The 24,400-nt window shown below is 61.8% G+C and carries 29 protein-coding genes; 15 read left to right on the forward strand and 14 right to left on the reverse strand.

The window, feature by feature from the left end; translation table 11 throughout:
* The 7 genes from AC07W7_RS21060 to AC07W7_RS21090 all read left to right on the forward strand — a co-directional run.
* The coding region (locus AC07W7_RS21060) for an RHS repeat-associated core domain-containing protein (RefSeq protein WP_495040059.1) at window positions 1-699 on the forward strand (699 nt) is incomplete at its 5' end.
* Between the two features lies 1 nt (window position 700).
* Window positions 701-1,063 carry a hypothetical protein gene (locus AC07W7_RS21065; RefSeq protein WP_495040060.1) on the forward strand — a complete coding sequence of 121 codons (363 nt, stop codon included), beginning with the start codon at window positions 701-703 and terminating at the stop codon, window positions 1,061-1,063.
* 185 nt (window positions 1,064-1,248) lie between these two features.
* Window positions 1,249-1,659, forward strand: a complete 411-nt coding sequence (locus AC07W7_RS21070) for a DUF6896 domain-containing protein (protein WP_495040061.1) — start codon at window positions 1,249-1,251, stop codon at window positions 1,657-1,659.
* Window positions 1,660-1,845: 186 nt separating this feature from the next.
* Window positions 1,846-2,088 (forward strand): exodeoxyribonuclease VII small subunit, encoded by a 243-nt coding sequence (locus tag AC07W7_RS21075; RefSeq protein ID WP_032861653.1) that lies wholly within the window; start codon window positions 1,846-1,848, stop codon window positions 2,086-2,088.
* Complete coding sequence (gene ispA / locus AC07W7_RS21080; RefSeq protein WP_076965339.1) at window positions 2,085-2,972, forward strand: (2E,6E)-farnesyl diphosphate synthase; 888 nt, start codon at window positions 2,085-2,087, stop codon at window positions 2,970-2,972. Before AC07W7_RS21075 ends, ispA begins: the two co-directional genes overlap by 4 nt.
* A gap of 98 nt (window positions 2,973-3,070) precedes the next feature.
* Entirely contained in the window at window positions 3,071-4,969 is a 1,899-nt protein-coding gene (dxs, locus tag AC07W7_RS21085) for a 1-deoxy-D-xylulose-5-phosphate synthase (protein ID WP_169901444.1), read from the forward strand.
* 133 nt (window positions 4,970-5,102) lie between these two features.
* The gene (locus AC07W7_RS21090) at window positions 5,103-6,998 is read left to right on the forward strand and encodes a TonB-dependent receptor domain-containing protein (RefSeq protein ID WP_495040062.1); all 1,896 of its coding nucleotides are present in this window, start codon (window positions 5,103-5,105) and stop codon (window positions 6,996-6,998) included.
* A 146-nt stretch (window positions 6,999-7,144) separates the two neighbouring features.
* On the opposite strand, the gene AC07W7_RS21095 is transcribed toward AC07W7_RS21090, so the two are convergent.
* The 11 genes from AC07W7_RS21095 to nrdR all read right to left on the reverse strand — a co-directional run bounded on the left by AC07W7_RS21095 (window position 7,145) and on the right by nrdR (window position 15,352).
* The gene (locus tag AC07W7_RS21095; protein WP_197883675.1) at window positions 7,145-7,942 is read right to left on the reverse strand and encodes a cobalamin-binding protein; all 798 of its coding nucleotides are present in this window, start codon (window positions 7,940-7,942) and stop codon (window positions 7,145-7,147) included.
* Complete coding sequence (locus AC07W7_RS21100; protein WP_076964095.1) at window positions 7,942-8,361, reverse strand: nuclear FMR1 interacting 1 family protein; 420 nt, start codon at window positions 8,359-8,361, stop codon at window positions 7,942-7,944. The genes AC07W7_RS21095 and AC07W7_RS21100 overlap by 1 nt, the downstream gene beginning before the upstream one ends.
* Complete coding sequence (gene ribA, locus AC07W7_RS21105) at window positions 8,358-8,975, reverse strand: GTP cyclohydrolase II (RefSeq protein ID WP_197883677.1); 618 nt, start codon at window positions 8,973-8,975, stop codon at window positions 8,358-8,360. The genes AC07W7_RS21100 and ribA overlap by 4 nt, the downstream gene beginning before the upstream one ends.
* Window positions 8,976-9,104: 129 nt before the next feature.
* Window positions 9,105-9,833 (reverse strand): substrate-binding periplasmic protein, encoded by a 729-nt coding sequence (locus tag AC07W7_RS21110; protein WP_495040063.1) that lies wholly within the window; start codon window positions 9,831-9,833, stop codon window positions 9,105-9,107.
* A 66-nt stretch (window positions 9,834-9,899) separates the two neighbouring features.
* Window positions 9,900-10,865: a thiamine-phosphate kinase gene (thiL, locus tag AC07W7_RS21115; protein ID WP_495040064.1), complete on the reverse strand. Its 966-nt coding sequence runs from the start codon at window positions 10,863-10,865 to the stop codon at window positions 9,900-9,902.
* Between the two features lie 18 nt (window positions 10,866-10,883).
* Window positions 10,884-11,384, reverse strand: coding sequence for a transcription antitermination factor NusB (gene nusB / locus AC07W7_RS21120; protein ID WP_076964099.1), 501 nt, complete (start codon window positions 11,382-11,384; stop codon window positions 10,884-10,886).
* Window positions 11,381-11,857 carry a 6,7-dimethyl-8-ribityllumazine synthase gene (gene ribH, locus AC07W7_RS21125; protein WP_003176356.1) on the reverse strand — a complete coding sequence of 159 codons (477 nt, stop codon included), beginning with the start codon at window positions 11,855-11,857 and terminating at the stop codon, window positions 11,381-11,383. The genes nusB and ribH overlap by 4 nt, the downstream gene beginning before the upstream one ends.
* 90 nt (window positions 11,858-11,947) lie before the next feature.
* Window positions 11,948-13,039: a bifunctional 3,4-dihydroxy-2-butanone-4-phosphate synthase/GTP cyclohydrolase II gene (gene ribBA, locus AC07W7_RS21130; protein ID WP_076964100.1), complete on the reverse strand. Its 1,092-nt coding sequence runs from the start codon at window positions 13,037-13,039 to the stop codon at window positions 11,948-11,950.
* Window positions 13,040-13,054: 15 nt separating this feature from the next.
* The gene (locus tag AC07W7_RS21135; protein WP_495040065.1) at window positions 13,055-13,717 is read right to left on the reverse strand and encodes a riboflavin synthase; all 663 of its coding nucleotides are present in this window, start codon (window positions 13,715-13,717) and stop codon (window positions 13,055-13,057) included.
* 37 nt (window positions 13,718-13,754) lie between these two features.
* Window positions 13,755-14,891, reverse strand: a complete 1,137-nt coding sequence (gene ribD / locus AC07W7_RS21140; protein WP_076964101.1) for a bifunctional diaminohydroxyphosphoribosylaminopyrimidine deaminase/5-amino-6-(5-phosphoribosylamino)uracil reductase RibD — start codon at window positions 14,889-14,891, stop codon at window positions 13,755-13,757.
* The gene (gene nrdR, locus AC07W7_RS21145) at window positions 14,888-15,352 is read right to left on the reverse strand and encodes a transcriptional regulator NrdR (RefSeq protein WP_162493898.1); all 465 of its coding nucleotides are present in this window, start codon (window positions 15,350-15,352) and stop codon (window positions 14,888-14,890) included. Before nrdR ends, ribD begins: the two co-directional genes overlap by 4 nt.
* A 139-nt stretch (window positions 15,353-15,491) precedes the next feature.
* Between nrdR and AC07W7_RS21150 the strand changes: the two genes are divergently transcribed.
* From AC07W7_RS21150 to trxA, 3 genes are all read left to right on the forward strand, one after another.
* Window positions 15,492-15,947 carry a YbaY family lipoprotein gene (locus AC07W7_RS21150; RefSeq protein ID WP_076964103.1) on the forward strand — a complete coding sequence of 152 codons (456 nt, stop codon included), beginning with the start codon at window positions 15,492-15,494 and terminating at the stop codon, window positions 15,945-15,947.
* Window positions 15,944-16,600, forward strand: a complete 657-nt coding sequence (locus tag AC07W7_RS21155) for a class I SAM-dependent methyltransferase (RefSeq protein WP_495040066.1) — start codon at window positions 15,944-15,946, stop codon at window positions 16,598-16,600. Before AC07W7_RS21150 ends, AC07W7_RS21155 begins: the two co-directional genes overlap by 4 nt.
* Before the next feature lie 69 nt (window positions 16,601-16,669).
* Window positions 16,670-17,542 (forward strand): thioredoxin, encoded by an 873-nt coding sequence (gene trxA, locus AC07W7_RS21160; protein ID WP_076964106.1) that lies wholly within the window; start codon window positions 16,670-16,672, stop codon window positions 17,540-17,542.
* Here the strand turns inward: trxA and AC07W7_RS21165 are convergent.
* Entirely contained in the window at window positions 17,539-17,886 is a 348-nt protein-coding gene (locus AC07W7_RS21165; protein WP_076964107.1) for a hypothetical protein, read from the reverse strand. The two genes, trxA and AC07W7_RS21165, sit on opposite strands and share 4 nt — an antisense overlap.
* A 134-nt stretch (window positions 17,887-18,020) precedes the next feature.
* Between AC07W7_RS21165 and AC07W7_RS21170 the strand changes: the two genes are divergently transcribed.
* The 5 genes from AC07W7_RS21170 (at window position 18,021) to AC07W7_RS21190 (ending at window position 22,102) form a co-directional block, all read left to right on the forward strand.
* The gene (locus tag AC07W7_RS21170; protein ID WP_495040067.1) at window positions 18,021-18,614 is read left to right on the forward strand and encodes a DUF2796 domain-containing protein; all 594 of its coding nucleotides are present in this window, start codon (window positions 18,021-18,023) and stop codon (window positions 18,612-18,614) included.
* A gap of 135 nt (window positions 18,615-18,749) precedes the next feature.
* Window positions 18,750-19,460 carry an ABC transporter ATP-binding protein gene (locus AC07W7_RS21175; RefSeq protein ID WP_495040068.1) on the forward strand — a complete coding sequence of 237 codons (711 nt, stop codon included), beginning with the start codon at window positions 18,750-18,752 and terminating at the stop codon, window positions 19,458-19,460.
* A gap of 1 nt (window position 19,461) precedes the next feature.
* Entirely contained in the window at window positions 19,462-20,727 is a 1,266-nt protein-coding gene (locus AC07W7_RS21180; protein ID WP_076964110.1) for an ABC transporter permease, read from the forward strand.
* Window positions 20,728-20,738: 11 nt separating this feature from the next.
* Window positions 20,739-21,257 (forward strand): DUF3299 domain-containing protein, encoded by a 519-nt coding sequence (locus AC07W7_RS21185; protein WP_495040069.1) that lies wholly within the window; start codon window positions 20,739-20,741, stop codon window positions 21,255-21,257.
* 146 nt (window positions 21,258-21,403) lie between these two features.
* Complete coding sequence (locus tag AC07W7_RS21190) at window positions 21,404-22,102, forward strand: OmpW/AlkL family protein (protein WP_197883685.1); 699 nt, start codon at window positions 21,404-21,406, stop codon at window positions 22,100-22,102.
* A gap of 166 nt (window positions 22,103-22,268) precedes the next feature.
* Here AC07W7_RS21190 and AC07W7_RS21195 read toward each other — a convergent pair whose 3' ends face one another.
* Window positions 22,269-23,153 carry a sugar nucleotide-binding protein gene (locus AC07W7_RS21195; RefSeq protein ID WP_099169431.1) on the reverse strand — a complete coding sequence of 295 codons (885 nt, stop codon included), beginning with the start codon at window positions 23,151-23,153 and terminating at the stop codon, window positions 22,269-22,271.
* A 194-nt stretch (window positions 23,154-23,347) separates the two neighbouring features.
* Window positions 23,348-24,331, reverse strand: a complete 984-nt coding sequence (locus AC07W7_RS21200) for a GlxA family transcriptional regulator (RefSeq protein WP_495040070.1) — start codon at window positions 24,329-24,331, stop codon at window positions 23,348-23,350.
* Window positions 24,332-24,400: the final 69 nt, after the last annotated feature.

Raw genomic sequence — 24,400 nt, forward strand, 5'->3', positions numbered from 1 at the left:
GAAAGCGGGCTGCATTACAACCGGCATCGCTACTACAATCCAGATAATGGCCGCTACCTGACGCCCGACCCGGTGAAATTGGCCGGTGGGGTGAACGGATATTTGTATGTGCCTAACCCTACGGGGTGGGTGGATCCGTTGGGGTTGAATGCGTGTCCGGGTGGGGATGGGTGTAAGCCAAGCGCGACCGTTCAGGATCCCGCGAAAAATGTTGATCACGCAGAGCCTACTCTCCCGCAAACGACACGCGCAGAACGACAGGCAAGAATTGATGAGCTTGCAGAAGCAAATGCCTATAGTCGTTTGAAAGAAATGGAGCACGCATTACCAAGAGCTCACTTCCTGGAAAAACATGGCGCGCAGACTACGCTGGACGCTCAACTTGAAAGGGTAATGACGGCTAAAAATCCAACTACAGGAGAAATCGAAAGACACGTTGATGGAAGAAGAGTCGGCCAACCAAAAATACCTAGCGCAGCTACCCGATACCTCAGCCACAGGGACCAATTAAATGCTATTTATCGGGCACAGCTTATACTCAGGAGAACCAACATAGGTAAATCACGCGAACCTATAGATATGGGAAAAGAAATTGGCGAAGGATACAAAAAAGCAAACTTAGAATACGGAAAGCAAACCAAAGCAAAAGTTATACTAGACACAGACGGAAAACCCATTACCGCATATACGGACTTTTAGCATGAAACTATTACCAAAACTTTCAATCATCAGAAGCCTACTATTTACATACAGCTTTGACAATTACGACGACCCCGACAGGGAACGTTTTATTGTTTCAAAAAACGTTAATGACGACAAAGAACTTTCAGAGTTATTCGACAAACTGACGAAACCTGAGTTTCTTCATTACAAAAAAGAAGAAAGAGAGTGGTACATCAATACACTAGAGTACTTCTTGAAAACCGACGAGAACTTTGATTCGGTTTTTTATCTCTTCGATACTTACTTTGACGATGAAATTACTGATCAGAGACAGTTTATGAAAATTTTACTCGAATGCCTCACTCGCTATCACGCCGAGGCAATGCAAAATGAGTCATAAAATTAAGATAGCTATTTAATCAGGTAACAATTACCGCAATAGGCCCAATGCTAAATAGTTCCGTCCCCTTAGGCAATAAGGCTGATTGACAATATAAAAAACCACCCCTCCTCATTTAGCAACATCAATGACGTAGTAAGTTCTTCAAAAGCTGCTGGACCAGACAGACTAAAAAGGTCAAGAAAATGAAAACTCAGACGCTAGAAGATTTAATCTGCGAGTACTTATATCAAGTTAAAAAAGCAACCGAATTACTTGAGTTAACTTTTGGCACAAAAAATATTTTAGGGCTGTGGCACTCCAAAAAAATCCCGCAGCGCGGAAAAGTCACTGATAACGCAACATACGAATTACATGGTATCGGCTGCAGGGTTTATATATCCGATAAGTGTATTGACTTCGATTACAGCCCCGACGATCGAATTGACGGTTTCGACGCATGGAGGCTTTACATGTACGCATGCGAAGTACCCAAAAAATACCAAAAATATACTAACAAAACGACGATCGAACGAGAGTTCAGTGAATACATAGAGAAAGGAAAAGCAAAGAGAATTCAGGGATCAACCTCTAACTTATACTTCCAGAACCCTTGACAAAAAAAATAATAAAAACGAATAAACGGGACGGATCAAGTTGATCGCACGTCAATACTGCAATAGCCCCCCATCCTCCGGGCATGCACAACACCCTCACCCAACGCATGCCCAGCCCCCTCATTTGCCCCTCCCCCCCCTATCTGCTAGTGTCGCGCCCGTTTACCGTCAACCGGAATAGCCGCCATGGCCCGCAAAAAAGTTGCACTCGATTTCGAACAATCCCTCGCCGATCTGCAAACCCTGGTCGAGCGTCTGGAGAACGGCGAGTTGTCGCTGGAAGACTCGTTGACGGCGTTCGAGCAAGGTATCGGCCTGACCCGCGATTGCCAGAGCGCCCTGGCGCAGGCGGAGCAGAAGGTCCAGGTGTTGCTGGAGCGGGATGGGGAGTTGGCCGAAGAACCTTTTGATGCGGAACAACCCCAATGATCGACGTTTATCAGGCCAGCAGCCAGGCCCGGGTCAATGCTGCGCTGGAACCGCTGTTTGTGGCGCCAAGCCCGGAGCTGGCCAGGCTGTATGACGCCATGCGCTACAGCGTGATGAACGGCGGCAAGCGCGTGCGGCCCTTGCTCGCCTATGCGGCCTGTGAGGCGCTGGGGGTGGACGCCGCGCAAGCCAATGGCGCGGCGTGTGCGGTGGAGTTGATTCATGCCTACTCGCTGGTACACGACGACTTGCCGGCGATGGACGATGACGATCTGCGTCGCGGCCAGCCCACGACCCATAAGGCCTTTGACGAGGCGTGTGCGATCCTCGCCGGTGACGGCCTGCAAAGCCTGGCGTTCAGCGCCTTGCTTGATCCGCGCCTGAGCGGCGTGAATGCCGAGATCCGCCTGCGCATGGTCACCGCGTTGGCCAGCGCTGCGGGCCCGGCCGGTATGGTCGGGGGGCAGGCGATTGACCTCGGTTCGGTGGGCCTCAAGCTGGACCAGCAAGCCCTGGAATATATGCACCGGCACAAGACCGGGGCGTTGATCGAGGCGGCCGTGCACCTCGGCGCCCTGGCCAGTGGCCGCGCCGAAGCCGTGCAGTTGGCGGCCTTGCAGACCTATGCCCGGGCCATCGGCCTGGCGTTCCAGGTGCAGGACGATATTCTCGACGTGGAAAGCGATACCGCGACCCTCGGCAAGCGCCAGGGCGCCGATATTGCCCGTGACAAGCCGACCTATCCGTCGCTGTTGGGGCTGGAAGCCGCCAAGGCCTATGCCCTGGAGCTGCGCGACCAGGCCCTGGCAGCCCTGCGACCATTCGACGCGGCAGCCGCGCCGCTGCGCGACCTGGCGCGGTATATCGTCGAACGTCGTCACTGATTACGACCGCATATCAGCCAAGTTCGGTGCTCTGCGTGGGCAGTTTGCGATGCTTGAGGTAAACTGCCGCCTCTTCTATACCTATAACGATTCGCCTGATGCCCACGACGTTTCAAGAGATTCCCCGCAAGCGCCCGACCACGCCTCTGCTGGACCGTGCCAACACGCCGGCCGGCTTGCGCCGCCTGGGTGAAGCCGAGCTGGAAACCCTGGCCGATGAGTTGCGCCTGGAATTGCTCTACACGGTCGGTCAGACCGGTGGGCATTTTGGTGCTGGCCTTGGCGTCATCGAGCTGACCATCGCGTTGCATTACGTGTTCGACACCCCGGACGACCGGCTGGTGTGGGACGTGGGTCACCAGGCGTATCCGCACAAGATCCTCACCGGACGCCGCGAGCGCATGGCTACTTTGCGCCAGAAGGACGGCATCGCCGCCTTCCCACGCCGCGCCGAGAGCGAATACGACACCTTTGGCGTCGGCCATTCCAGCACCTCGATCAGTGCAGCCCTGGGCATGGCGATTGCCGCCCGTCTGCAAAACAGTGATCGCAAGGCGATTGCCGTGATCGGTGATGGCGCGCTGACAGCCGGCATGGCGTTTGAAGCGTTGAACCATGCGCCGGAAGTGGACGCCAATATGCTGGTGATCCTTAACGACAACGACATGTCGATCTCGCGCAATGTCGGTGGCTTGTCCAATTACCTGGCGAAGATTCTGTCCAGCCGCACCTACGCCAGCATGCGTGAGGGCAGCAAGAAGGTACTGTCACGCCTGCCCGGCGCGTGGGAAATTGCCCGCCGCACCGAAGAATATGCCAAGGGCATGCTGGTCCCCGGCACCCTGTTTGAAGAGCTGGGCTGGAATTATATCGGCCCGATCGATGGCCACGACCTGCCGACCCTGATCGCCACCCTGCGCAATATGCGCGACCTCAAGGGCCCGCAGTTCCTGCACGTCGTCACCAAAAAAGGCAAAGGCTTCGCCCCGGCGGAAGTCGACCCGATTGGCTACCACGCCATCACCAAGCTCGAACCACTGGATGCACCCGTGGCGGCGCCGAAAAAGGCCAGCGGGCCAAAGTACTCCGGTGTGTTTGGCGAGTGGCTGTGCGACATGGCCGCCGCCGACCCGCGCCTGGTGGGCATTACCCCGGCGATGAAGGAAGGCTCCGACCTGGTGGCGTTCAGCGAGCGTTTCCCGCTGCGCTACTTCGACGTGGCGATTGCCGAGCAACATGCGGTGACCTTTGCCGCCGGCATGGCCTGCGAAGGCGCCAAGCCGGTGGTGGCGATCTACTCCACGTTCCTGCAGCGCGGTTATGACCAGCTGGTTCACGATGTGGCGGTGCAGAACCTCGACGTGCTGTTCGCCATCGACCGCGCCGGCCTGGTGGGCGAAGACGGCCCGACCCACGCCGGCAGCTACGACCTGTCGTACTTGCGTTGCATCCCCGGCATGCTGGTGATGACGCCGAGCGACGAGAACGAGCTGCGCAAGATGCTCAGTACCGGCCACCTGTACAACGGCCCGGCAGCAGTGCGCTACCCCCGTGGCAATGGCCCGAATGCCGTGATCGAGAAAGACCTGGAACCGATCGAGATCGGCAAGGGTATCGTGCGGCGCCAGGGCAGCAAGACCGCGTTCCTGGTGTTCGGCGTGCAACTGGCCGAAGCCCTGAAAGTGGCGGAAAAAATCGACGCCAGCGTGATCGACATGCGTTTCGTCAAACCCCTGGATGAAGCCCTGGTGCGCGAGATCGCTGGCAGCCATGCGTTGCTGGTAACGATTGAAGAAAACGCCATCATGGGCGGTGCCGGAGCGGCGGTCAGCGAGTTCCTGGCGCGGGAGAATATCCTCAAGTCCGTGCTGCACCTGGGCTTGCCGGACATTTATGTGGAGCATGCCAAGCCGGCGCAGATGCTGGCCGAGTGCGGGCTGGATGAAGCGGGGATCGAGGCAGCCGTTCGCCAGCGCATGGCCTTGCTCGGCCTGTAAAGCGGATCAAACTGTGGGAGCTGGCTTGCCGCGATGCAAACACCTCGGTCTTTCAGAGAGACTAGGGTGATGCTATCGCAGGCAAGCCAGCTCCCACATTTTTTTGTATTGCCTTGGAATCCATGGACGGCCCATGAAACACCTGCGACTTGCCCTGCCACTCCTGCTTTTACCCACTACAGACCTGCTCGCCGACACCCGCGACGCCGCCCTGAAGCTCCCCGATGTGGTCATCAGCGCCAACCGCCAGGTGCAGGCGCGCAATGACAGCAGCGCCGCCAACACCGTGTTCACCCGCGACGATATCGACCGCCTGCAACCCTCCAGCGTGACCGACCTGCTCAGCCGCGTGCCTGGCGTGCAAGTGGCGCGCACCGGTGGCCGGGGCAGCTTGCCGGGGATTTTCTTGCGTGGCACCAAGTCCGCGCAAAGCCTGGTACTGGTGGATGGCCAGCGGATTGCCAATACCACCTCCGGCGACAGCGGCCTGCAATACCTGAATATCGATCAGATTGAACGGGTGGAAGTGCTGCGCGGGTCGCGTTCGGTGATTTACGGCAGCGATGCCATCGGCGGGGTGATTCAGGTGTTTACCCGTCGCAATGCCGGACAAGGCCTGCAACCGCGCCTGAAGCTGGGCTTTGGTAGCAACAACACTTGGGAGCGCAGCCTCGGCCTGTCGGGCGGCGATGAGCGCACACGCTTCAACCTGGGCGCGAGCCTGGATGACACCGCCGGTATTGACTGGAGCCATGCATCCTTCCCCAGCGACCACGACCATGATGCCTATCGCAATAAGTCGCTGAGCTTGAACCTCAGCCATGAGTTCAGCGATCAGTTGGAGGTGGGTTTCAACCTGCTGGATAGCCGTGGCAAGTCGGAATATGACAACAGCTTTGGTCGCTATGATTTCGCTAGCGGGCAAAGTGTCGGCCAGAAGCCCTATACCGACTACACCGTCAGCAGCGCCAGCGCTTATATCGATGCCCAACCCAACGAGGCCTGGCAGACCCGTGTGGAGCTGGGCCACAGTGAAAACCGCGACACAAAACGTGACAAGCTCAGCGCTGACTTCAGTGTGTTCAACACCTATCGCGACTCGATCAACTGGCAGAACGACCTGACGCTCGATCAGCAGAACAGCCTGATCCTCGGTGGCGAATGGTATGAAGACCGTTTTCACGGCAGCACCACGTTCAGCGAAAACAGCCGCTGGAACCGCGCCGCGTTTATCCAGCATCGTTTCAAGGGGGGGTGGTTTTCCACCGAACTGGGGCTGCGCCGCGACGACAACCAGCAATTCGGCGGGCAGAACAGTTGGAGCGGCACGCTGACCTTGCCGGTCAACAGCGACAACGACGTATTACTGAGTTACAGCGAGGGCTTTCGTGCGCCGACCTTCAATGACCTGTACTACCCAGACACCAAGTACAGCAACCCCAACCTACAACCCGAAACCTCGAAAAGCTACGAACTGCAATGGCGCAGCCAACTCAGTGACAGCACACGCCTGGAAGCTTCGCTGTACCGCACCGACCTGAAAGACGCGATCATCCTCGACGCCAGCAGCAAACCGCAAAACGTCGCCACCGCCCGCATCAACGGCCTCGAAGCCGCACTCAAGCAAGAGCTCTTCGGCTGGCAAGGCAACCTGGGCCTATCCATCATCGACCCGCGCGACCGCGACAGCGGCCATACCCTGGCCCGTCGTGCCCGGCGCACCCTGAACCTGGACCTGGATCGGCAGTTCGATCAACTGAGCCTGGGCGCCAGTTGGCAGGCCATCAGCAGCAGCTACGACGCCGAAGACAACAAGAACCGGCTCGCGGGCTATTACCTGCTGGGATTGCGCAGCAGTTGGGCGCTGAATCGGGAAGTGGCATTGTCATTGAAGGTCGATAACCTGCTGGATCGCCGCTATACACGGGCGTGGTACAGCTATGACGAGCCAAACTTCGCGAACAACCAGCCGTATCGCGAAGAAGGCCGGACGTGGATGCTTGGGGTGACGTGGACGCCGCAGCTCTGAGGTTGCCTGGGCCGACGCCATCGCAGGCAAGCCAGCTCCCACATGTGTTCTGTGGTGTAGCTAAAATATTCTGCACTGCCGAGCTCCCACCTTTTGATGGGTGAATACAGTCAAATGTGGGAGCTGGCTTGCCTGCGATAGCGGTCTTAGCGGTTCGGCGCAATCACCTGACACAACCTCGCCACCGCCTCCACCATCTGCCCACTGGGCCGCTCCAGCCCTTTGTCCGGCACGATCAGCAAGCGTCCCTGGGCCACCGCCGCCACCTGGGGCCAGGCCTTCCAGTCGTCCAGTTGCGCTTGATCCGCCGCGAGGATCACCTGGGGATCACGCTGCAACACCGACTCGATACTGACCTGCGGGGCTGGCAGCTTGAGGTCATCAAACACATTGCGCGCGCCACACACGCTGAGTGCATCGCTGATGATTTGCCCACCGCCTACGGTGTACAGCGGCTGGTTCCATACCTGGTAGAACACCCGCAACGGCTGGCTGCGCTGATAGCGCTGGCGCAACTCGGCCAAGCGTTGACGTAAACGGGCAGCCAGTTGGCGACCTTCTTCAGCGCGGCCTAGTTGTTGGGCGATGGCTTCGACCTGGCTGCTCAGTTGTTCAAGGCTATGGGGTTCGGCGACGTAGACCGGGATGTTCAAGCGCTTGAGCTGCTCACGCTGGGCAGGGCCGACGCTGCCGGGCCAGAGCAGCAGCAAGTCAGGCTGCAGGCTGAGCAGTCGCTCCAGGTCCAACTGCCCATAACGCCCCACCGAGGGCAGGTTACGCAGCGCGTCAGGCCGTTCACCGCCGTCGAGTACGCCCACCAACAGATCGGCAGCGCCCAGTTCAACGACGATTTCAGACAAGGAAGGCGCGAGGCTGACCACCCGCTCGACCGCCGTCGCCGACGCGCTGGCGGCCAGCAGCAGACCCGCCAGCCAGAGGCGCATCAACCGAGCTGACGCGGGATGCGATAGAGGTAGAACAGCACCAGGGTCGACAAGGCCAGGAGAAACAGCGGCACCGCTTCCAGGCCGACGAACACCGCCAGCGCACCGATCCAGGCCGGCAACGCCGCGACCAGCAACGCCGTGCGCCGACGGGCCGCCAGGGTAATCCACGCGGCGGGTTCTTCAGGCGTATCGAGGGCCTTGGAGGTGGCGATCAGCGCATGTTTGTAGCCATGGAAGTAACGCAGGCTGGCAAACATCGACGCGGCCCCGGCGATAAAAAACGGCATCGCCAGCACCGGCAACAGCGGCTCACCCTGGCCAAATACCAGGTTGATCACGAACAACGGCAGCAGCGCCAACGCCAGGTACTGCCACCAACTGAAGGACAGCCGCCGCTTGACCTGGCCACGCGTCACGCCCGGTCTGCCTCGCCCTGATGCTCGTTGCCCATCATGTGGTCGAGCTTGCTGGCCTTGGTTGCCAGGTAGAGTTTGTTGTGCGGATTATGCCCGGTGTGCAACGGCACGCGCTCGGCGACGGTGATGCCCATCTCGGTCAAAGCCTTGACCTTGCGCGGGTTGTTGGTCATCAGGCGCAGGGACTTGACCCCAAGGTGTTCAAGCATCGGCAGGCAGATGGCGTAGTCGCGCTGGTCGGCGGCAAAGCCCAGGCGCTCGTTGGCCTCGACGGTATCGGCGCCACCGTCTTGCAGTTCGTAGGCGCGGATCTTGTTCAGCAAGCCAATGCCACGGCCTTCCTGACGCAGATACAGCAGCACGCCACGACCTTCACGGGCGATGGCTTGCATGGCGGCTTCCAGTTGCGAGCCGCAGTCGCAACGCTGGCTGAACAGTGCGTCACCGGTCAGGCATTCGGAGTGCAAGCGGCCCAGGACGGGGGCGCCATCGGCCACATCGCCCAGGCTGAGCACGACGTGCTCGCGCCCGGAGGCTTTTTCAAGAAAGCCATGCATGGTGAACGTGGCAAAGGGGGTAGGCAGCTTGGAAGCAGCAACGAAAACGACGGGCACCGTGTGCTCCTGATTTCAGATTTCACAGAGGCGGGCATTGTAACAGCACGTTCCTACACACGCTTAAGCTGAATTATCGCTGATAAAGATCAATAGGTTCGATTGGCCTTTGCCTTGGTTCTATGGACGTCAAAACGGATACGCCTGGTTCCAACGCTGGAAAATCGGTTTCAACTCGCCGCTGTCTACCAGTGCCGCCATGCGCCGGTCAAACAGCGCCCGCAACGCCCGCCCCCGCGGGTTGTTGGTAAACCCCAGGAACAATGGCAGCTCGGCAATGTGCGTCAGCTTGAACGCTGCAGGATCCTTGGCCTGGCCAAGGATGTATTTCAGCTCGGCCAGGGCATCGATGTAGAAGTCGGCCCGCCCGTGCTGGAGCATCGGCAAAATCCCGCCACGCCGTTCGATTTGGTTGAAGCGGTGAATATTGGGCAGGTACTCCTCGTACTTGTAGCCACGCACCCAGGCCAGGCGGTAGGTGCCCAGGGTCGCCAGGGTCGGCACCGGGCCGTTGGCCAGGCCCAGGGCGTAGATGTGGTCGGCGTCATAGTGCCAGCACGCGTACAGCACGCCCTCGGCTTCATCATGATAGGAGCCGACCCAGGCATCCACTTCGCCACGCCGGGCCAGGCCGACCGAACGGGTATAGGGCACGCTGCGAATCTTGACCTTGACCCCGGCCGGCTCGAAGATTTCCCGCAACACGTCCCAGGCCAGGCCGCTGCCGTCGGCGTTGGTGTAGTCATTCCAGGTTTCACTGGCCAGACGGATCTGGCTGGGCACTTCGGGGGTGTCACCGGCCCACACGGGAGACGCGACAATACACAGCAGGATCAGCAACCAGCGACGTAGCCCCATGATGACGTCCTCCTGGGAAAAGCGATCGTTTCTACAATGCGCTAAAGGGTAGCGCAGCCTGCCGTATCAAGGCGTCTCGCGAAAATGTTGATAACCGCCCACAGCCGGGGTGATGTCGTGGCCGCTGGCATCCAGCAGTCGCACGCCCGCCCCCGCCGCCACACGCCCGACAACCTGCACCGGCCAACCATCGGCCAGCAATGGCGCCAGCTCAGCAGGCGGCAAGGTAAACGCCAGGACGTAATCGTCGCCACCGCTCAAGGCCGCAGACCGCGCCTGATCCTCCCCCAGGAAGGCCAGCAACGCCGCCGACAGCGGCAAGCGCTGCCGCTCGATCACCAGGCTTACACCTGAAGCCTTGGCGATATGCCCGCAATCGGCCAGCAGGCCGTCGGAAATATCCAGTGCAGCCGTCGCCTTGCCACGCAACGCCATGCCCAGGGCCAACTGCGGTTGCGGCGACCAGTAGTGGCCCAGCAGCGGTTCGGCGATCTGTGCGGCGGCGCTACGCTGCCCCAGGACCAATGGCAAAGCCCCGGCCGCATTGCCCAGGTCACCGCCCACACACAGCAGGTCGCCCGGCTGCGCGCCACTGCGGGTCAACGCCTGCCCCGCCGGGACACGGCCAAATACAGTAATGGTCAGGCTCAGCGGCCCCCGGGTGGTATCGCCACCCACCAGGCCCACGCCGCAGCGCTGGGCCATGGCGTTCAAACCCTGGGCATAGCGTTGCAACCAATCGGCCGTGACCGTCGGTGTGGTGAGTGCAAGCGTGAATGCCAGAGGATTGGCGCCCATGGCCGCCAGGTCGCTGACTGCCACTGCCAGCGAGCGCTGGCCGAGCAGGAACGGGTCGCAGGGGTCGGCAAAGTGCACGCCGGCCACCAGGGTATCGGTGGAGATTGCCAGCTGTTCCCCCGGGGGAACCGCCAGCAAGGCGCAGTCGTCGCCGATCCCCAGGGCAATGCCCTCGCCGCCTTGCGCACAGGGCGCGGCGGCGAAGTAGGTGCGGATCAGCTCGAACTCGCCCATCAGGGAGCCAAGCGCAGGTTAGCGCTTGTTCGCCTTCACTTCGGCGTCACGCAGGCGCGGGGCCAGCTTGTCGAGCACGCCGTTGACGAACTTGTGACCGTCGGTCGAACCATAGACTTTCGCCAGTTCGATCCCTTCGTTGATCACAACGCGGTACGGCACGTCGACGCGCTTGAGCAGTTCCCAGGTGGACAGGCGCATCACGCACAGTTCAACCGGGTCCAGCTCTTCGAGGGTCAGGTCCAGGCAAGGCGCCAGGGCCGTGTCGATCTCGGTCAGGTTGGCATGCACGCCGTGCAGGATGTCGTGAAAGTACGGCAGGTCGGCGAAAGTAAAATCGTTGTCGACGCGAAACTGCGCTTCGATTTCGTTCAGCGAAGTACCCGCCATCTGACGCTGATACAGCGCCTGGGTCGCCAACTGACGGGCAGCCCGGCGCTTTTCGTTCTTCGATGGCTTGCCGGCGTCTGCAGGACGTGGCTCGCGTGGGTTGAAACGATCGCTCTCGTCGGAAATCACTTGGCCTCCAACTGCGACAGCAGGCTGACCATTTCCAGTGCGGACAGGGCAGCTTCAGCGCCTTTGTTACCGGCCTTGGTGCCGGAACGCTCGATGGCTTGCTCGATGGAATCCACGGTCAGCACGCCGAAAGCAACCGGCACGCCGAACTCCATGGACACCTGGGCCAGGCCCTTGGTGCATTCGCCAGCCACGTACTCGAAGTGCGGGGTGCCGCCACGAATGACCGCGCCCAGGGCGATGATCGCTGCGTATTCACCTTGCTGCGCCACTTTCTGCGCAACCAGTGGAATCTCGAAGGCGCCAGGGGCACGGATAATCGTGATATCGCTTTCGCTCACACCGTGGCGAACCAGGGCGTCCACGGCACCGCTTACCAGGCTTTCAACCACGAAGCTGTTGAAGCGGCCAACCACCAGGGCGTAGCGGCCTTTGGGGGCGATGAAGGTACCTTCGATGGTCTTGAGGGTCATTCGACAAATCTCTTAAAGAGCCGGGACGCGTTTATGACGCGCCCCTTAGTGATATTTGAACCGCGAACAACGGGCGACAATCGCCGGCCTTTATTCGGAGGGCACGTATTCTACTACTTCCAGGTCGAAACCGGATATCGCATTAAATTTCATTGGCGCACTCATCAGGCGCATTTTGCGCACGCCCAGGTCACGCAGGATCTGCGAACCGGCGCCGACGATGCTGTAGGTGGTCGGTTTTTTCGCCGGCACCTGGTCAGCACTTTCGCGGATATGCGCCAGCAGCACATCGCCATCCACCGGGTTGCCCAGCAACAGCACGACCCCGCTGCCCGCCGCGGACACCGCAGCCATGGCGGCCCGCAGGCTCCACCGGCCCGGCTGCTTGACCATCAACAGGTCGCGCAACGGGTCCATGTTGTGCACACGCACCAGGGTTGGCTCTTCGGCGCAGATGTTGCCCAGGGTCAGGGCCATGTGCACATCGCCTTCCACCGAATCACGGTAGGTCACCAGGTTGAAATGCCCCAGTTCGCTGTCCAGCGGCTGCTCGGCGATCCGCTGAACGGTACGTTCGTGGATCATCCGGTAGTGGATCAGGTCGGCGATGGTGCCGATCTTGATGCTGTGCTCGGCGGCAAAGGCTTCCAGCTCCGGGCGACGGGCCATGGTGCCGTCGTCGTTCATCACTTCGCAGATCACCCCGCTCGGCTCGAACCCGGCCATGCGCGCCAGGTCGCAGGCCGCTTCGGTATGGCCGGCCCGGGCCAGGGTGCCACCAGGCTGGGCCATCAGCGGGAAGATATGGCCAGGGCTGACAATGTCTTCGGCCTTGGCGTCTTTGGCGGCAGCGGCTTGCACGGTACGGGCACGGTCAGCGGCGGAGATGCCGGTGGTCACGCCGGTGGTCGCTTCAATCGAGACGGTGAACTTGGTGCCAAACCCCGAACCATTGCGCGGTGCCATCAGCGGCAGCTTGAGCAGTTCGCAGCGCTCGCGACTCATGGGCATGCAGATCAGGCCACGGGCGTGCTTGGCCATGAAGTTGATGTGTTCCGGCTGGCACAACTCGGCGGCCATGATCAGGTCGCCTTCGTTCTCGCGGTCTTCGTCATCCATCAGGATGACCATCTTGCCTTGGCGGATGTCTTCAACCAGTTCTTCGATGCTATTGAGCGCCACGCGGCACCCCCTTGGTCAGGATTTCAGGTAGCCGTTAGCGGCCAGAAAACTTTCGGTGATGTTACCGGCTGTAGGCTCTGCGGCCTTTTCGCCCAGCAGCAGGCGCTCCAGGTAACGGGCAAGCAAGTCCACTTCCAGGTTCACCCGGCGACCCGGCTGGTACGAGGCCATGATGGTTTCGCTGAGGGTGTGGGGAATGATGGTCAGTTCAAATTCGGCGCCATTCACGGCGTTCACGGTCAGGCTGGTGCCATCGACGGTGATCGAACCTTTGTGGGCGATGTACTTGGCCAGTTCTTTCGGCGCACGGATGCGAAATTCCACGGCCCGCGCGTTTTCGCTGCGCGCTATCACTTCGCCAACGCCGTCGACATGACCGCTGACCAGGTGGCCGCCCAGGCGGGTGGTCGGGGTCAGGGCTTTTTCCAGGTTGACCGGGCTGCCGGCCTTGAGGTCATTCATCGCGGTGCAGTCCAGCGTCTCGCGGCTGACATCGGCGGCAAAGCCATTGCCCGGCAGTTCGATGACGGTCAGGCACACGCCGCTGACGGCGATGCTGTCGCCCAGCTTGACGTCGCCGAGGTCCAGCTTGCCGGTTTCAACCAACAGGCGCACGTCGCCGCCTTTGGGGGTCATGGCGCGGATACTGCCGATGGATTCGATAATGCCAGTAAACATGAAGTCCTCCAGAAAGAAGCGTGGCGCAGGGCAAGAATTATACGCCCGCTGCTGGCACAGGAATGGCAGTGACTCGCCAGTCGTCGCCTACAGCGCGCATGTCGGTAATCCTGAGTTGGGGGGCATCGGCCAGTTTCTCAAGCGGCCAGTCCAGCAAAGGCCGGGCGGCGGAGCCCAGGAACTTGCCGGCGACAAAAATCACGTACTCGTCCACCAGGCCCTGCTGGGCAAACGCGCCAGCCAGGCTCGGGCCGGCTTCCACCAGCACCTCGTTGACGCCACGGGCCGCCAGGGCCACCAGCGCCGAGCGCAAGTCGACCTGGCCATCAACGCCCGGCACCACCAGGCATTCGGGGCCACGGGGGAACTGGTTTTCCGCGGTCACGCAGGTGATGACCAGGGCCGGGCCGGCCTTGAAGAACGGCGCATTGAGCGGCACCCGCAGGCGACCGTCGATCAGCACGCGCAGCGGCGGGCGCGACATGGCCAGGGCGGTGGTTTGCGCATCCAGGCCCAGTTCGGCGGCGCGCACGGTCAGGCGTGCGCCATCGGCCAGCACGGTATCGGCGCCGGTCAACACCACACTGGCCTCGGCCCGCAGGCGCTGCACGGCGGCGCGGGCGGCGGGGCCGGTGATCCATTGGCTTTCGCCACTGGCCATTGCGGTGCGCCCGTCCAGGCTCATCGCCAGCTTGACCCGCACAAACGGCAGGCCGTGCTCCATGCGCTTGAGGAACCCAGGGTTCAGCGCCCGCGCCTGGCTTTCCAGCACGCCGCCGAGCACCTCGATACCGGCCTGGGCCAGGCGCTGCAGGCCACGCCCGGCCACTTCCGGGTTCGGGTCCTGCATGCCCGCGACCACCCGCGCTACGCCAGCGGTCACCAGCGCATCGGCGCAGGGCGGCGTATGGCCATAATGGCTGCACGGTTCAAGCGTCACGTACACCGTGGCACCCCGGGCTTTATCGCCGGCGGCGCGCAAGGCGTTGGGCTCGGCATGGGGTTCGCCGGTGCGCTCATGCCAGCCTTCGCCGACAATCTGCCCATCGCGCACAATCACACAGCCGACCCGGGGGTTGGGATGGGTGGTGTACAGGCCCTTGCGCGCCAATTCGAGGGCACGGGCCATGTAATGGGCGTCGAGCACCGCCTGTTCTGCAGAAGGAGGGTTCATTCTTTGACCGGCTCACGGGCCAGGCGATCGATCTCTTCGCGGAACTCATTGAGGTCCTGGAAGCGTCGATACACCGAGGCGAAACGAATGTAGGCAACTTCGTCGAGCTTTTGCAGCTCGCCCATCACCAGTTCTCCAACCACCAGGCTCTTGACCTCGCGCTCACCGGTCGCCCGCAGCTTGTGCTTGATATGCGCCAGCGCCGCTTCCAGGCGCTCGACACTCACCGGGCGTTTTTCCAGGGCGCGCTGCATACCGGCGCGCAGTTTCTCTTCGTCGAAGGGCTGGCGGCTGCCGTCGGACTTGATCAGGCGCGGCAGTACCAGTTCGGCGGTTTCAAAGGTGGTGAAACGCTCACCGCAGGCCAGGCATTCGCGCCGGCGACGCACTTGGTCGCCCTCGGCGACCAGACGCGAGTCGATGACCTTGGTGTCGTTGGCACCGCAGAAGGGACAGTGCATGGTGGCAGGCAACAAAAAAAGGGAGGGCCATGGTAGCGCATCCCCGTGGCAAGACAAGCCATAGCCTTTACGGTATATAGGCTGACTATTATGTTTCTTCTGTTTAGTTCACGGATTTTTGCCCTTTTTGGAGCCGTACATGCCGTTACGACCGCTGGTTTTACTCACAATGTTCAGTTTTCTGGTCGCCTGCAGCAGCGAAGCGCCAAAACCAGCGGCCCCGCAACCCACGCCGCAACAAGAGAAAAAAATTCCCGGCCAGGAACCGCTCGGGCCTTTGCCGGCCTATCAGCGTGAAGTGAGCGGCACCCTCAATGGCGTACCGGCCGGTGCCGAAGTGGAGCTGGCGCTGCTGGTGATCGACGACCGCAGCCGCCCGCAACAACTGCTGGCCAGCAGCGTGCTGATCGGCAACAACAAACCGCTGGCCTTCCGCCTGCGCTTCAACCCGCAAGCGTTCCCCACTGGCGCCCGCGTTGAACTGCGCGGCCGCGCCAGCCAGTCCGGGCAGTTGATCCTGCACCTGCCGGCGGTGCGTATCCAGCAAGCCATCACCCAGACCACCGGCCCCCTGCAACTCGTGCGCGCCCCATGACGCCACCGCTGCACCTGCAACGGGCCTTGAGCGAACTGATCGGCGACGCGCAACTGGTGCCCTGCCCGTTACCGGGCACCGACCTGTCGTTATGGCTGCTGGACGCCGACAACATGGACCGCGCCTTCAGCCCCGAGGAAACCCGACGCATCCTGCATGAGCCGCCCTACTGGAGCTTCTGCTGGGCCAGTGGCCTGGCACTGGCCCGCTACCTGGCCGCCAACCCCGAGTGGGTGGCGGGCAAGCGCGTCCTGGATTTTGGCGCCGGCTCAGGCGTTGCGGGGATTGCCGCCGTGAAAGCCGGCGCCCTGGAAGTGGTGGCCTGTGACCTCGACCCGCTGGCACTCGACGCCTGCCGGGCGAATGCGCAACTCAATGGCGTGACGCTGGGCTATTCGGCGGATTTTTTTGCCGAAGCCGATCGTTTCGACCTGATCCTGGTGGCCGACGTGCTGTACGACCGGGCCAACCTGCCGCTGTTGGATCAATTCCTCAGCCGCGGGCGCGAAGCCTTGGTCGCCGATTCGCGGGTGCGGGACTTCCAGCATGCGGATTATCAGCGGCTGGGGATCCTGGAGGCGCTGACCCTGCCGGACCTGGCGGAGCCTTGGGAGTTTCGTAGGGTGAGTCTGTACCATTCGCGCAGGCCTTGAGGCCATCGCTTTCAGCCAACCCCACCAAGCCTTATAGTTGCCCCATTCCCGCTTTCTTCGAGATACCCCATGAGTGAGCCCACGCCCTACATTTTCGATGTCACCACCGCCACCTTCGATCAGGCCGTCATCGAAAACTCGTTCCACAAACCCGTGCTGGTGGATTTCTGGGCCGAATGGTGTGCGCCGTGCAAGGCGTTGATGCCGTTGCTGGCGCAGATTGCCGAGAGCTATCAGGGCGAGTTGCTGCTGGCCAAGGTCGATTGCGAAGCCGAGCAGGATATCGTTGCGCGCTTTGGCATTCGCAGCCTGCCGACCGTGGTGCTGTTCAAGGACGGCCAGCCGGTGGATGGGTTTGCCGGGGCCAAGCCTGAGTCTGAGATTCGCGCGCTGCTGGAACCCCATGTGCAGATGCCGCCCCCTGCCGAGGCGGACCCGCTGGAGCAGGCCCAGGCGCTGTTTGCCGAAGGCCGGGTCAGTGAGGCCGAGGCCGTACTGGTGGCCTTGCTTGGTGAAGACAACACCAACGCCGGCGCGTTGATCCTCTACGCCCGCTGCCTGGCCGAACGTGGCGAACTGGGCGAAGCGCAGGCCGTGCTCGATGCGGTCAAGAGCGATGCGCACAAGGCGGCACTCGCCGGTGCCAAGGCGCAGATCACCTTCCTGCGCCAGGCCGCCGACCTGCCGGACGCCGCTGACCTCAAGGCCCGCCTGGCGCAAAACCCGCAGGATGATGAAGCGGCGTATCAACTGGCCGTGCAGCAATTGGCCCGCCAGCAATATGACGCGGCGCTGGAAGGCTTGCTGAAGCTGTTTATCCGTAACCGCAGCTACAACGAAGGCCTGCCGCACAAGACACTGCTGCAAGTGTTCGAGTTGCTGGGCAACGACCACCCGCTGGTCACGGTGTATCGCCGCAAGCTGTTTGCGGCGCTGTACTAATCAGCAATCCAACTGTACTGCGGCGTATCCCCGCCGCTGGACACCTTCACCTTGGCGCTATGGCGCAGGCGCACCAACAGGCGCTTACCGGCCTGGGCGCTACCGGCCAGCCCTTCGAGGCGGTCTGACAACTCCAGCCCGCTGAGTGGCCCGGCCTCGCGCAGCAGGTCCTGGGCGGCCTGCCACAGGGTCTCGTCCTGATTGACCGGCGCGGCGGCGGGCACGGTGTCCGGCGCCGGCGTGGCCGCCTGCAGGTGCACGCCCAGCCGCGCCCAATCGCTGTCGTCCAGCTCCAGGGTCAAGTCCACGGGCAGCTCGCCGATGGTTCCACGAATTCGCATCATTGCTCGTCCTCAGCACTTTTCTGACGAGCATGCTCCCATGCGTCTTGCGCAACGCCAAGCAGGCGGTCAAACTCTCGGCTCTTTTGTTATAAGATCACATAACAAAACCCTCATTCTCGCCTTGGAGTCTCCCCATGCGCCGCCTGTTGCTCGCTTTGCCGTTTGCCCTGTTGCCACTGGCCGCCCAGGCCGCTGACGAACACAACCACGATCACGACCATGAACATGGCAGCCTTGGCGCCCATGAGCATGGCGTTGGCCGTCTCAATGCAGTGCTCGATGGCAAGGCCCTGGAGCTGGAGCTGGAAAGCCCGGCGATGAACTTGGTGGGGTTCGAGCACCTGGCCACCACCGACGCCGACAAAGCCAAGGTTGCCGCCGCCCGCAAGCAGCTGGAACAACCCCTGGTGCTGTTCAGCCTGCCCAAGGCTGCCGGTTGTGTGGTCAGTACCCAGGAGCTGGAAAGCCCGCTGTTTGGTGACAAGCCAGAAGACGATCATGACCACGCCACCGACGGCAAAGGTGCGGCCGCCCATGACCATGATCACAGCGAAATCCACGCCCACTACCAGTTCACCTGCGCCACCCCTGGCGCGCTGAAAAACCTCGACCTGGCGAACCTCTTCAAGACCTTCCCCGCCACCCAGAAAATTCAGGTACAACTGATCAGCCCGGGCGGCCAGCAAGGTGTTGAAGCAACGGCGGCTGCCGCGACCCTGAAATTCTGACCCCACACGGTTGATGTAGGAGCTGGCTTGCCTGCGATGGCATCGGCGCGGTGTCACTGATACACCGCGTCGTCTGCATCGCAGGCAAGCCAGCTCCCACAGGTGACCGCGCTCTGCAGGTGATATTGAGTTCCCATGACCCAAGCACTGATCGAACTGTCCGACCTGGGCTTTAACTGGCCCGGTCACCCCCAGTTGCTGGAGATCCCGGCGTTTCGCCTGGAGCCGGGGGAAACCCTGTTCCTCAAGGGCCCCAGCGGCAGCGGCAAAACCACCCTGCTCGGCCTGCTGGGCGGGGTGCAGACACCCAGTCGCGGCAGCATCCGCCTGCTGGGCCAGGAGTTGACCGACTTGTCGGCCGGCGCCCGCGATCGGTTCCGGGTCGACCACACCGGCTATATCTTCCAGCAGTTCAACCTGCTGCCGTTTCTCTCGGTCCGCGAAAACGTCGAACTGCCTTGCCACTTCTCCAAGCTGCGGGCGCAGCGGGCGATCCAGCGCCATGGCAGTGTCGACCAGGCCGCCGCGACCCTGCTCGCGCACCTGGGCCTCAAGGACCCGGACTTGCTCGGGCGCCGCGCCGATGCGCTGTCGATCGGCCAGCAACAACGGGTGGCCGCCGCCCGGGCCTTGATCGGACAGCCGGAACTGGTGATCGCCGACGAACCGACCTCGGCCCTGGACCACGATGCCCGGGAAGCCTTCCTTCAATTGTTGTTCGCCGAATGCCGCGAGGCGGGCGCCAGCCTGTTGTTCGTCAGCCATGACCAGAGCCTGGCTTCGCTGTTTGACCGCAGCCTGTCGCTGGCCGAACTCAATCGCGCCGCCGCGCCGCTCGAGGTTTGAGATGTATTTGTTCCGTCTAGCCATGGCCAGCCTGGCAAACCGCCGCTTTACCGCGATCCTCACCGCCTTCGCCATCGCCCTGTCGGTGTGCCTGCTGTTGGCGGTGGAGCGCGTGCGTACCGAGGCCCGCGCCAGCTTTGCCAGTACCATCAGCGGCACCGACCTGATCGTCGGCGCCCGCGCAGGCTCGGTCAACCTGCTGTTGTACTCGGTATTTCGCATCGGCAACGCCACCAACAACATCCGCTGGGACAGCTTCGAGCACTTTGCCGCCAGCCCGCAGGTGAAATGGGCGATCCCCATGTCCCTCGGCGACTCCCATCGCGGCTACCGGGTGATGGGCACCACCCAAGCCTACTTCGAGCACTACCAGTACGGCCGCAAGCAGAACCTGCAACTGGCCAGTGGCCGTGCGTTTGATAGCGACCCGTTTGAAGTGGTGCTCGGCGCCGAAGTGGCCGACGCCCTGCATTACAAACTCGGCGACAAGCTGGTGCTGGCCCACGGCGTGGCGGTGGTCAGCCTGGTCAAGCACGATGACAAACCGTTCACCGTGGTCGGCATTCTGCAACGCACCGGCACCCCGGTGGACCGCACGTTGCACATCAGCCTCGGCGGCATGGAAGCGATCCATATCGACTGGCACAACGGCGTGCCCGCCCAGGGCAAGGGCCGGGTCAGTGCCGACCAGGCGCGCAATATGGACCTCACGCCACAAGCCATCACCGCGTTTATGCTGGGGCTGAACAACAAGATTTCGACCTTTGCCCTACAACGGCAGATCAACGAGTTCCGTGGCGAGCCGATGCTGGCGATCCTGCCGGGCGTGGCCTTGCAAGAGCTGTGGAGCATGATGGGCACCGCCGAAAAGGCGCTGTTCGTGATCTCGCTGTTTGTGGTGCTGACCGGCTTGATCGGCATGCTCACGGCGATCCTCACCAGCCTCAATGAGCGCCGTCGGGAAATGGCGATCCTGCGTTCGGTGGGCGCACGACCGTGGCACATTGCAAGCCTGCTGGTTTTCGAGGCCTTTGCCCTGGCACTGGCCGGGGTGGTTGCGGGGGTTGGCCTGCTGTACGTATGCATCGCCGCGTCCCGTGGCTATCTACAGGCCAATTACGGCCTGGACCTGCCACTGGCGCTGCCCAGCCCGTATGAATGGACGCTGCTCGCCGGTATCCTGATCGCCGCCCTGCTGATGGGCAGCGTGCCGGCCTGGCGCGCCTATCGACAATCGTTGGCCGATGGCCTGTCGATCCGTTTATGAGGAAGGCTTTGATGCGCCGTGCCCTGCTTGCGCTGTTATTGATGGTGGCCCTGCCCGCCTGGGCCGCCGAGCCCCGAGACTTGTCGTGGCAGGAAATGATTCCGCCGGATGCCCCGGTGGAGGTGCCCAATATGACGCCGCTGCACGACCTGTCGAACATGGCCGACGCCCTGTCGGCGGAGGCCGCGCCAGCGGCCAAGCAGGACTTGCCCAATGCTCCGGTGGTGGCCCAGTTGAACGGCCAGCATCTGCGCCTGCCGGGTTATATCGTGCCGCTGGAAGTCAGTGAGGAAGGCCGCACCACTGAGTTCCTGCTGGTGCCGTACTTCGGCGCCTGCATCCATGTGCCGCCCCCGCCGTCGAACCAGATCGTGCATGTCAGGAGCGAGATCGGCGTGAAGCTGGAGGAGCTGTACCAGCCGTACTGGATCGAGGGGCAGATGCAGGTCAAGCCGTCCACCAGCGAACTGGCGGATGCGGGCTATCAGATGGAGGCCGAGAAGATCTACATCTACGAGTTGCCGGAATAGCACCACCAATCAAATGTGGGGCTCCCACAGTGTTGATTGGCGGTGTATTTGGCTGATCGCCGTTTCATTGAGCTGAGTCAAAGGCCCAGGTGCAGCGATCTTTACCATTGGACATAGCCAACTAAAAACGTCCTTTGGAGCCACCCATGCACAAGTCACTGCTTAGCGCTTCCCTCTTCGCGCTCGCACTCGCCGCCCCTCTCGCCCACGCCCACGAGGCTGGCGACATCCTGGTTCGCGCCGGTGCCATCACCGTTAACCCAAAGGCCGACAGCGGCAGCGTCAAGGTTGACCAGGGCCCATTGGCCGGCACCAACCTGGGCGGCAAGGCGACCATGAGCAGCGACACGCAACTGGGCCTCAACTTCGCCTATATGCTGACCAACCACGTCGGTATCGAACTGCTGGCCGCCACGCCGTTCGAGCATGATGTGAAGATCAAGAACACCGCCCTCGGCGCCGCCAACGGCAAGCTCGGTAGCCTCAAGCACCTGCCGCCGACCCTGAGCGTCGTGTACTACCCGCTGGACAGCAAGTCGGCGTTCCAGCCTTACGTCGGTGCGGGTATCAACTACACCTGGATCTATGACGAACACGTCAGCAGCCGCGCCCAGGGCGAAGGCTTCAGCAACTTCAAGGCCGAGAACTCCTGGGGCTGGGCGGCGCAGATCGGTATGGACTACATGATCAACGACAAGTGGATGATCAACGGTCAGGTGCGCTACATCGACATCAGCACCAAGGCCACCGTCGACAACAACGCCCTGGCGGCGGGCACCCGCGCCAAGGTCAATGTGGACGTGGATCCGATGGTCTACATGGTCGGTATCGGCTACAAGTTCTAAACCCGGCTTAATAAACGCCACAAAACAATGTGGGAGCTGACTTGTGTGGGGGCTGGCTTGCCTGCGATAGCATCGCCTCGGTGTCTTTGATAGACCGAGGTGTCTGCATCGCAGGCAAGCCAGCTCCTACATAAGCCGGGCTCCCACATTTTTTTTGTTCCGTCAGCTAGTGATGCCGGTAGAAGCGGTCGAGCAACGCCGGCAGTCCCGCACGCCACGCCCGTGGCTTGATGCCGAATGTATGCAGGATCTTCTTACAGGCCAGCACTGCATGCTGTGGCTCGTCGGCGGCATCCGGCCGGGCGGCGTGGGCCTGGGCTGTCGGCGCTTCGACCGCCAGCGCATGGAAGGTGCGCGCTTCGGTGAGGATCGCCTGGCCCAGCGCCACGGGGGTGGTCGCCTCTTGCCCGGCGTAGTGGTAGGTGCCCCACAGCGGCGCCGCACAATCGAGTTGCTTGAGCACCGAGATAATCACCCGTGCCGCATCGTCCACCGGTGTCGGGTTGCCGCGCCGGTCATCGGCCAGCAGCAAGGGCTCGGGTTGCTCGGCACGGGCCAGGAAACGCCCGAGCGCGCCATCGATACTGTCATCAAGCAGCCAGCCAAAGCGCAGTAGCACATGTTGCGGGCAGGTGGCGCGCACGCTCTGTTCAATGCGCCACAACGCCTGGCCACGCAGGCCCAGGGGCACTGGTTCGTCTTTTTCGCTGTAGGCGGTGGCGCGCGAGCCATCGAACACCCGGTAGCTGGACGGTTGCAGCAGCGTGATGTTGTGGTGTTGGCACAGTTCCGCCAGGCGCTCGACGGCAGACTCCTGCCCGGCCAGGCGGGCCTCGTTCACGCTCTCGGCCTGGAACCAGTCGAAATAGTAGGCGAGGTTGATCAAAGCGTCGGGACGGGTGTCGTCGAGCAATTGGGTAAGGCTGGCGGCATCCCAGCCGTCTTGGGGCGGGCGCGGCGCGAGGAAACCGATATCTTCCTCCGCACCAAGGCGAATCAGCGCTTGCCCGAGGGCATTCCCGCCGCCCAGTAACATAAGGCGCATTCGCATAGATTGAGCAGGCCCGGTCTGTTTGGAACGATGGCTATTATCGACAGGCATGGATGCCATGCCGTTGGTATTGGCCAGAATCGTTGCATTTTGCGGGTTTGTAGCGCAACCGTCACTTACTAAGTAGTCGCTCAATCAAGGCTTTTTGCAGGAGCGAGGCGCAGGCCGTCAGGGACACCGGGCCACTCGATAATTCAGGCAGGTGCTTTCACCCCAAACCGATTGCGGTAATCGCTGGGCGCAAGGCCGGTAATTTTCTTGAAGATGGCGCGAAAGGCGCTCGGGTCTTGGTAACCCACGGTCCAGGCAATCTGATCAATGGTGGTATTGGTGAACTCCAGCATCTGCCGTGCCTTGCCGACCCGCAGGTGCTGGCAATATTCGGTGGGTTTCAAGCCGGTGGCGTTGCGAAAACGCCGTAGGAAAGTGCGCTCTTCCAGGCCGGCCGCCTGGGCCATCGCCGTAAGGGAGACCTCCACCGCACCACTGGCCTGCAACGCGTGCTGGACCTTGAGGATCGCCCCGTCGCCATGGCTGAGGATCGGCGCAAAGTTGCTGCCGCACTGGCTGGCGCTGTCGCTGTGTGCAATCACCAGAAAGCGCGCGGTGTCGGCGGCGATGCTTGGGCCCATAAGGCGCTCGACCAAGCGCAGGCCCAGTTCGGACCAGGCCATCAGCCCGGCGGTGGTGATCAGGTCGCCATCATCGACCATCGGCTTGTCGGCCTCCAGGCGCACCGCAGGAAAACGGCTGGCGAAGGTGTTGGCCGAAGACCAGTGGGCGGTGGCCCTGCGCCCATCGAGCAAACCGCTGCGCGCCAGCATGATCGAACCGATGCACACGCCCCCCAGTACCGTGCCGGCGGCATGTTGCAGGCGCAGCCAGTGCAGCAGCGCGGGCGGCGCCTGCTCTTCGCAAAACTCGCCAATCGACGGCGGCACCAGCACGGCCATCAATGGTTGATCGGGGCCAGGCTGGCTGTCGAAGCCGCGAACAGGCGTACCATCGCCATTGACCTGCCAGTGACTGACACGTAACAAGGGCAACTGCCGGCTCTGATGCTCGGCGGCAATGCGATTGGCGACGCCAAACAGGTCGGTCAACCCATGCACAGCGGCCATCTGCGCGCCGTGATAAATCAGCACGCCGAGCTCGATGATCGAGCGTTCCACAGCCATTGTCAGTTTTCCCCCTGTTATTGTCGGTACGGCCAATCCCCGTGCCACGCGCCAGCCACGATACTGGGC

This window comes from Pseudomonas sp. GW821-FHT01D09 (assembly GCF_059422465.1).

What these genes read in the sequence shown, in the direction of transcription:
- AC07W7_RS21065 (WP_495040060.1), top strand. Translation starts at nt 701, where the DNA reads ATGAAACTATTACCAAAACTTTCAATCATCAGAAGCCTACTATTTACA.
- AC07W7_RS21070 (WP_495040061.1), top strand. Translation starts at nt 1,249, where the DNA reads ATGAAAACTCAGACGCTAGAAGATTTAATCTGCGAGTACTTATATCAA.
- AC07W7_RS21075 (WP_032861653.1), top strand. Translation starts at nt 1,846, where the DNA reads ATGGCCCGCAAAAAAGTTGCACTCGATTTCGAACAATCCCTCGCCGAT.
- ispA (WP_076965339.1), top strand. Translation starts at nt 2,085, where the DNA reads ATGATCGACGTTTATCAGGCCAGCAGCCAGGCCCGGGTCAATGCTGCG.
- dxs (WP_169901444.1), top strand. Translation starts at nt 3,071, where the DNA reads ATGCCCACGACGTTTCAAGAGATTCCCCGCAAGCGCCCGACCACGCCT.
- AC07W7_RS21090 (WP_495040062.1), top strand. Translation starts at nt 5,103, where the DNA reads ATGAAACACCTGCGACTTGCCCTGCCACTCCTGCTTTTACCCACTACA.
- AC07W7_RS21095 (WP_197883675.1), bottom strand. Translation starts at nt 7,942, where the DNA reads ATGCGCCTCTGGCTGGCGGGTCTGCTGCTGGCCGCCAGCGCGTCGGCG.
- AC07W7_RS21110 (WP_495040063.1), bottom strand. Translation starts at nt 9,833, where the DNA reads ATGGGGCTACGTCGCTGGTTGCTGATCCTGCTGTGTATTGTCGCGTCT.
- thiL (WP_495040064.1), bottom strand. Translation starts at nt 10,865, where the DNA reads ATGGGCGAGTTCGAGCTGATCCGCACCTACTTCGCCGCCGCGCCCTGT.
- ribH (WP_003176356.1), bottom strand. Translation starts at nt 11,857, where the DNA reads ATGACCCTCAAGACCATCGAAGGTACCTTCATCGCCCCCAAAGGCCGC.
- AC07W7_RS21135 (WP_495040065.1), bottom strand. Translation starts at nt 13,717, where the DNA reads ATGTTTACTGGCATTATCGAATCCATCGGCAGTATCCGCGCCATGACC.
- ribD (WP_076964101.1), bottom strand. Translation starts at nt 14,891, where the DNA reads ATGAACCCTCCTTCTGCAGAACAGGCGGTGCTCGACGCCCATTACATG.
- nrdR (WP_162493898.1), bottom strand. Translation starts at nt 15,352, where the DNA reads ATGCACTGTCCCTTCTGCGGTGCCAACGACACCAAGGTCATCGACTCG.
- AC07W7_RS21150 (WP_076964103.1), top strand. Translation starts at nt 15,492, where the DNA reads ATGCCGTTACGACCGCTGGTTTTACTCACAATGTTCAGTTTTCTGGTC.
- AC07W7_RS21155 (WP_495040066.1), top strand. Translation starts at nt 15,944, where the DNA reads ATGACGCCACCGCTGCACCTGCAACGGGCCTTGAGCGAACTGATCGGC.
- trxA (WP_076964106.1), top strand. Translation starts at nt 16,670, where the DNA reads ATGAGTGAGCCCACGCCCTACATTTTCGATGTCACCACCGCCACCTTC.
- AC07W7_RS21165 (WP_076964107.1), bottom strand. Translation starts at nt 17,886, where the DNA reads ATGATGCGAATTCGTGGAACCATCGGCGAGCTGCCCGTGGACTTGACC.
- AC07W7_RS21170 (WP_495040067.1), top strand. Translation starts at nt 18,021, where the DNA reads ATGCGCCGCCTGTTGCTCGCTTTGCCGTTTGCCCTGTTGCCACTGGCC.
- AC07W7_RS21175 (WP_495040068.1), top strand. Translation starts at nt 18,750, where the DNA reads ATGACCCAAGCACTGATCGAACTGTCCGACCTGGGCTTTAACTGGCCC.
- AC07W7_RS21180 (WP_076964110.1), top strand. Translation starts at nt 19,462, where the DNA reads ATGTATTTGTTCCGTCTAGCCATGGCCAGCCTGGCAAACCGCCGCTTT.
- AC07W7_RS21185 (WP_495040069.1), top strand. Translation starts at nt 20,739, where the DNA reads ATGCGCCGTGCCCTGCTTGCGCTGTTATTGATGGTGGCCCTGCCCGCC.
- AC07W7_RS21190 (WP_197883685.1), top strand. Translation starts at nt 21,404, where the DNA reads ATGCACAAGTCACTGCTTAGCGCTTCCCTCTTCGCGCTCGCACTCGCC.
- AC07W7_RS21195 (WP_099169431.1), bottom strand. Translation starts at nt 23,153, where the DNA reads ATGCGAATGCGCCTTATGTTACTGGGCGGCGGGAATGCCCTCGGGCAA.
- AC07W7_RS21200 (WP_495040070.1), bottom strand. Translation starts at nt 24,331, where the DNA reads ATGGCTGTGGAACGCTCGATCATCGAGCTCGGCGTGCTGATTTATCAC.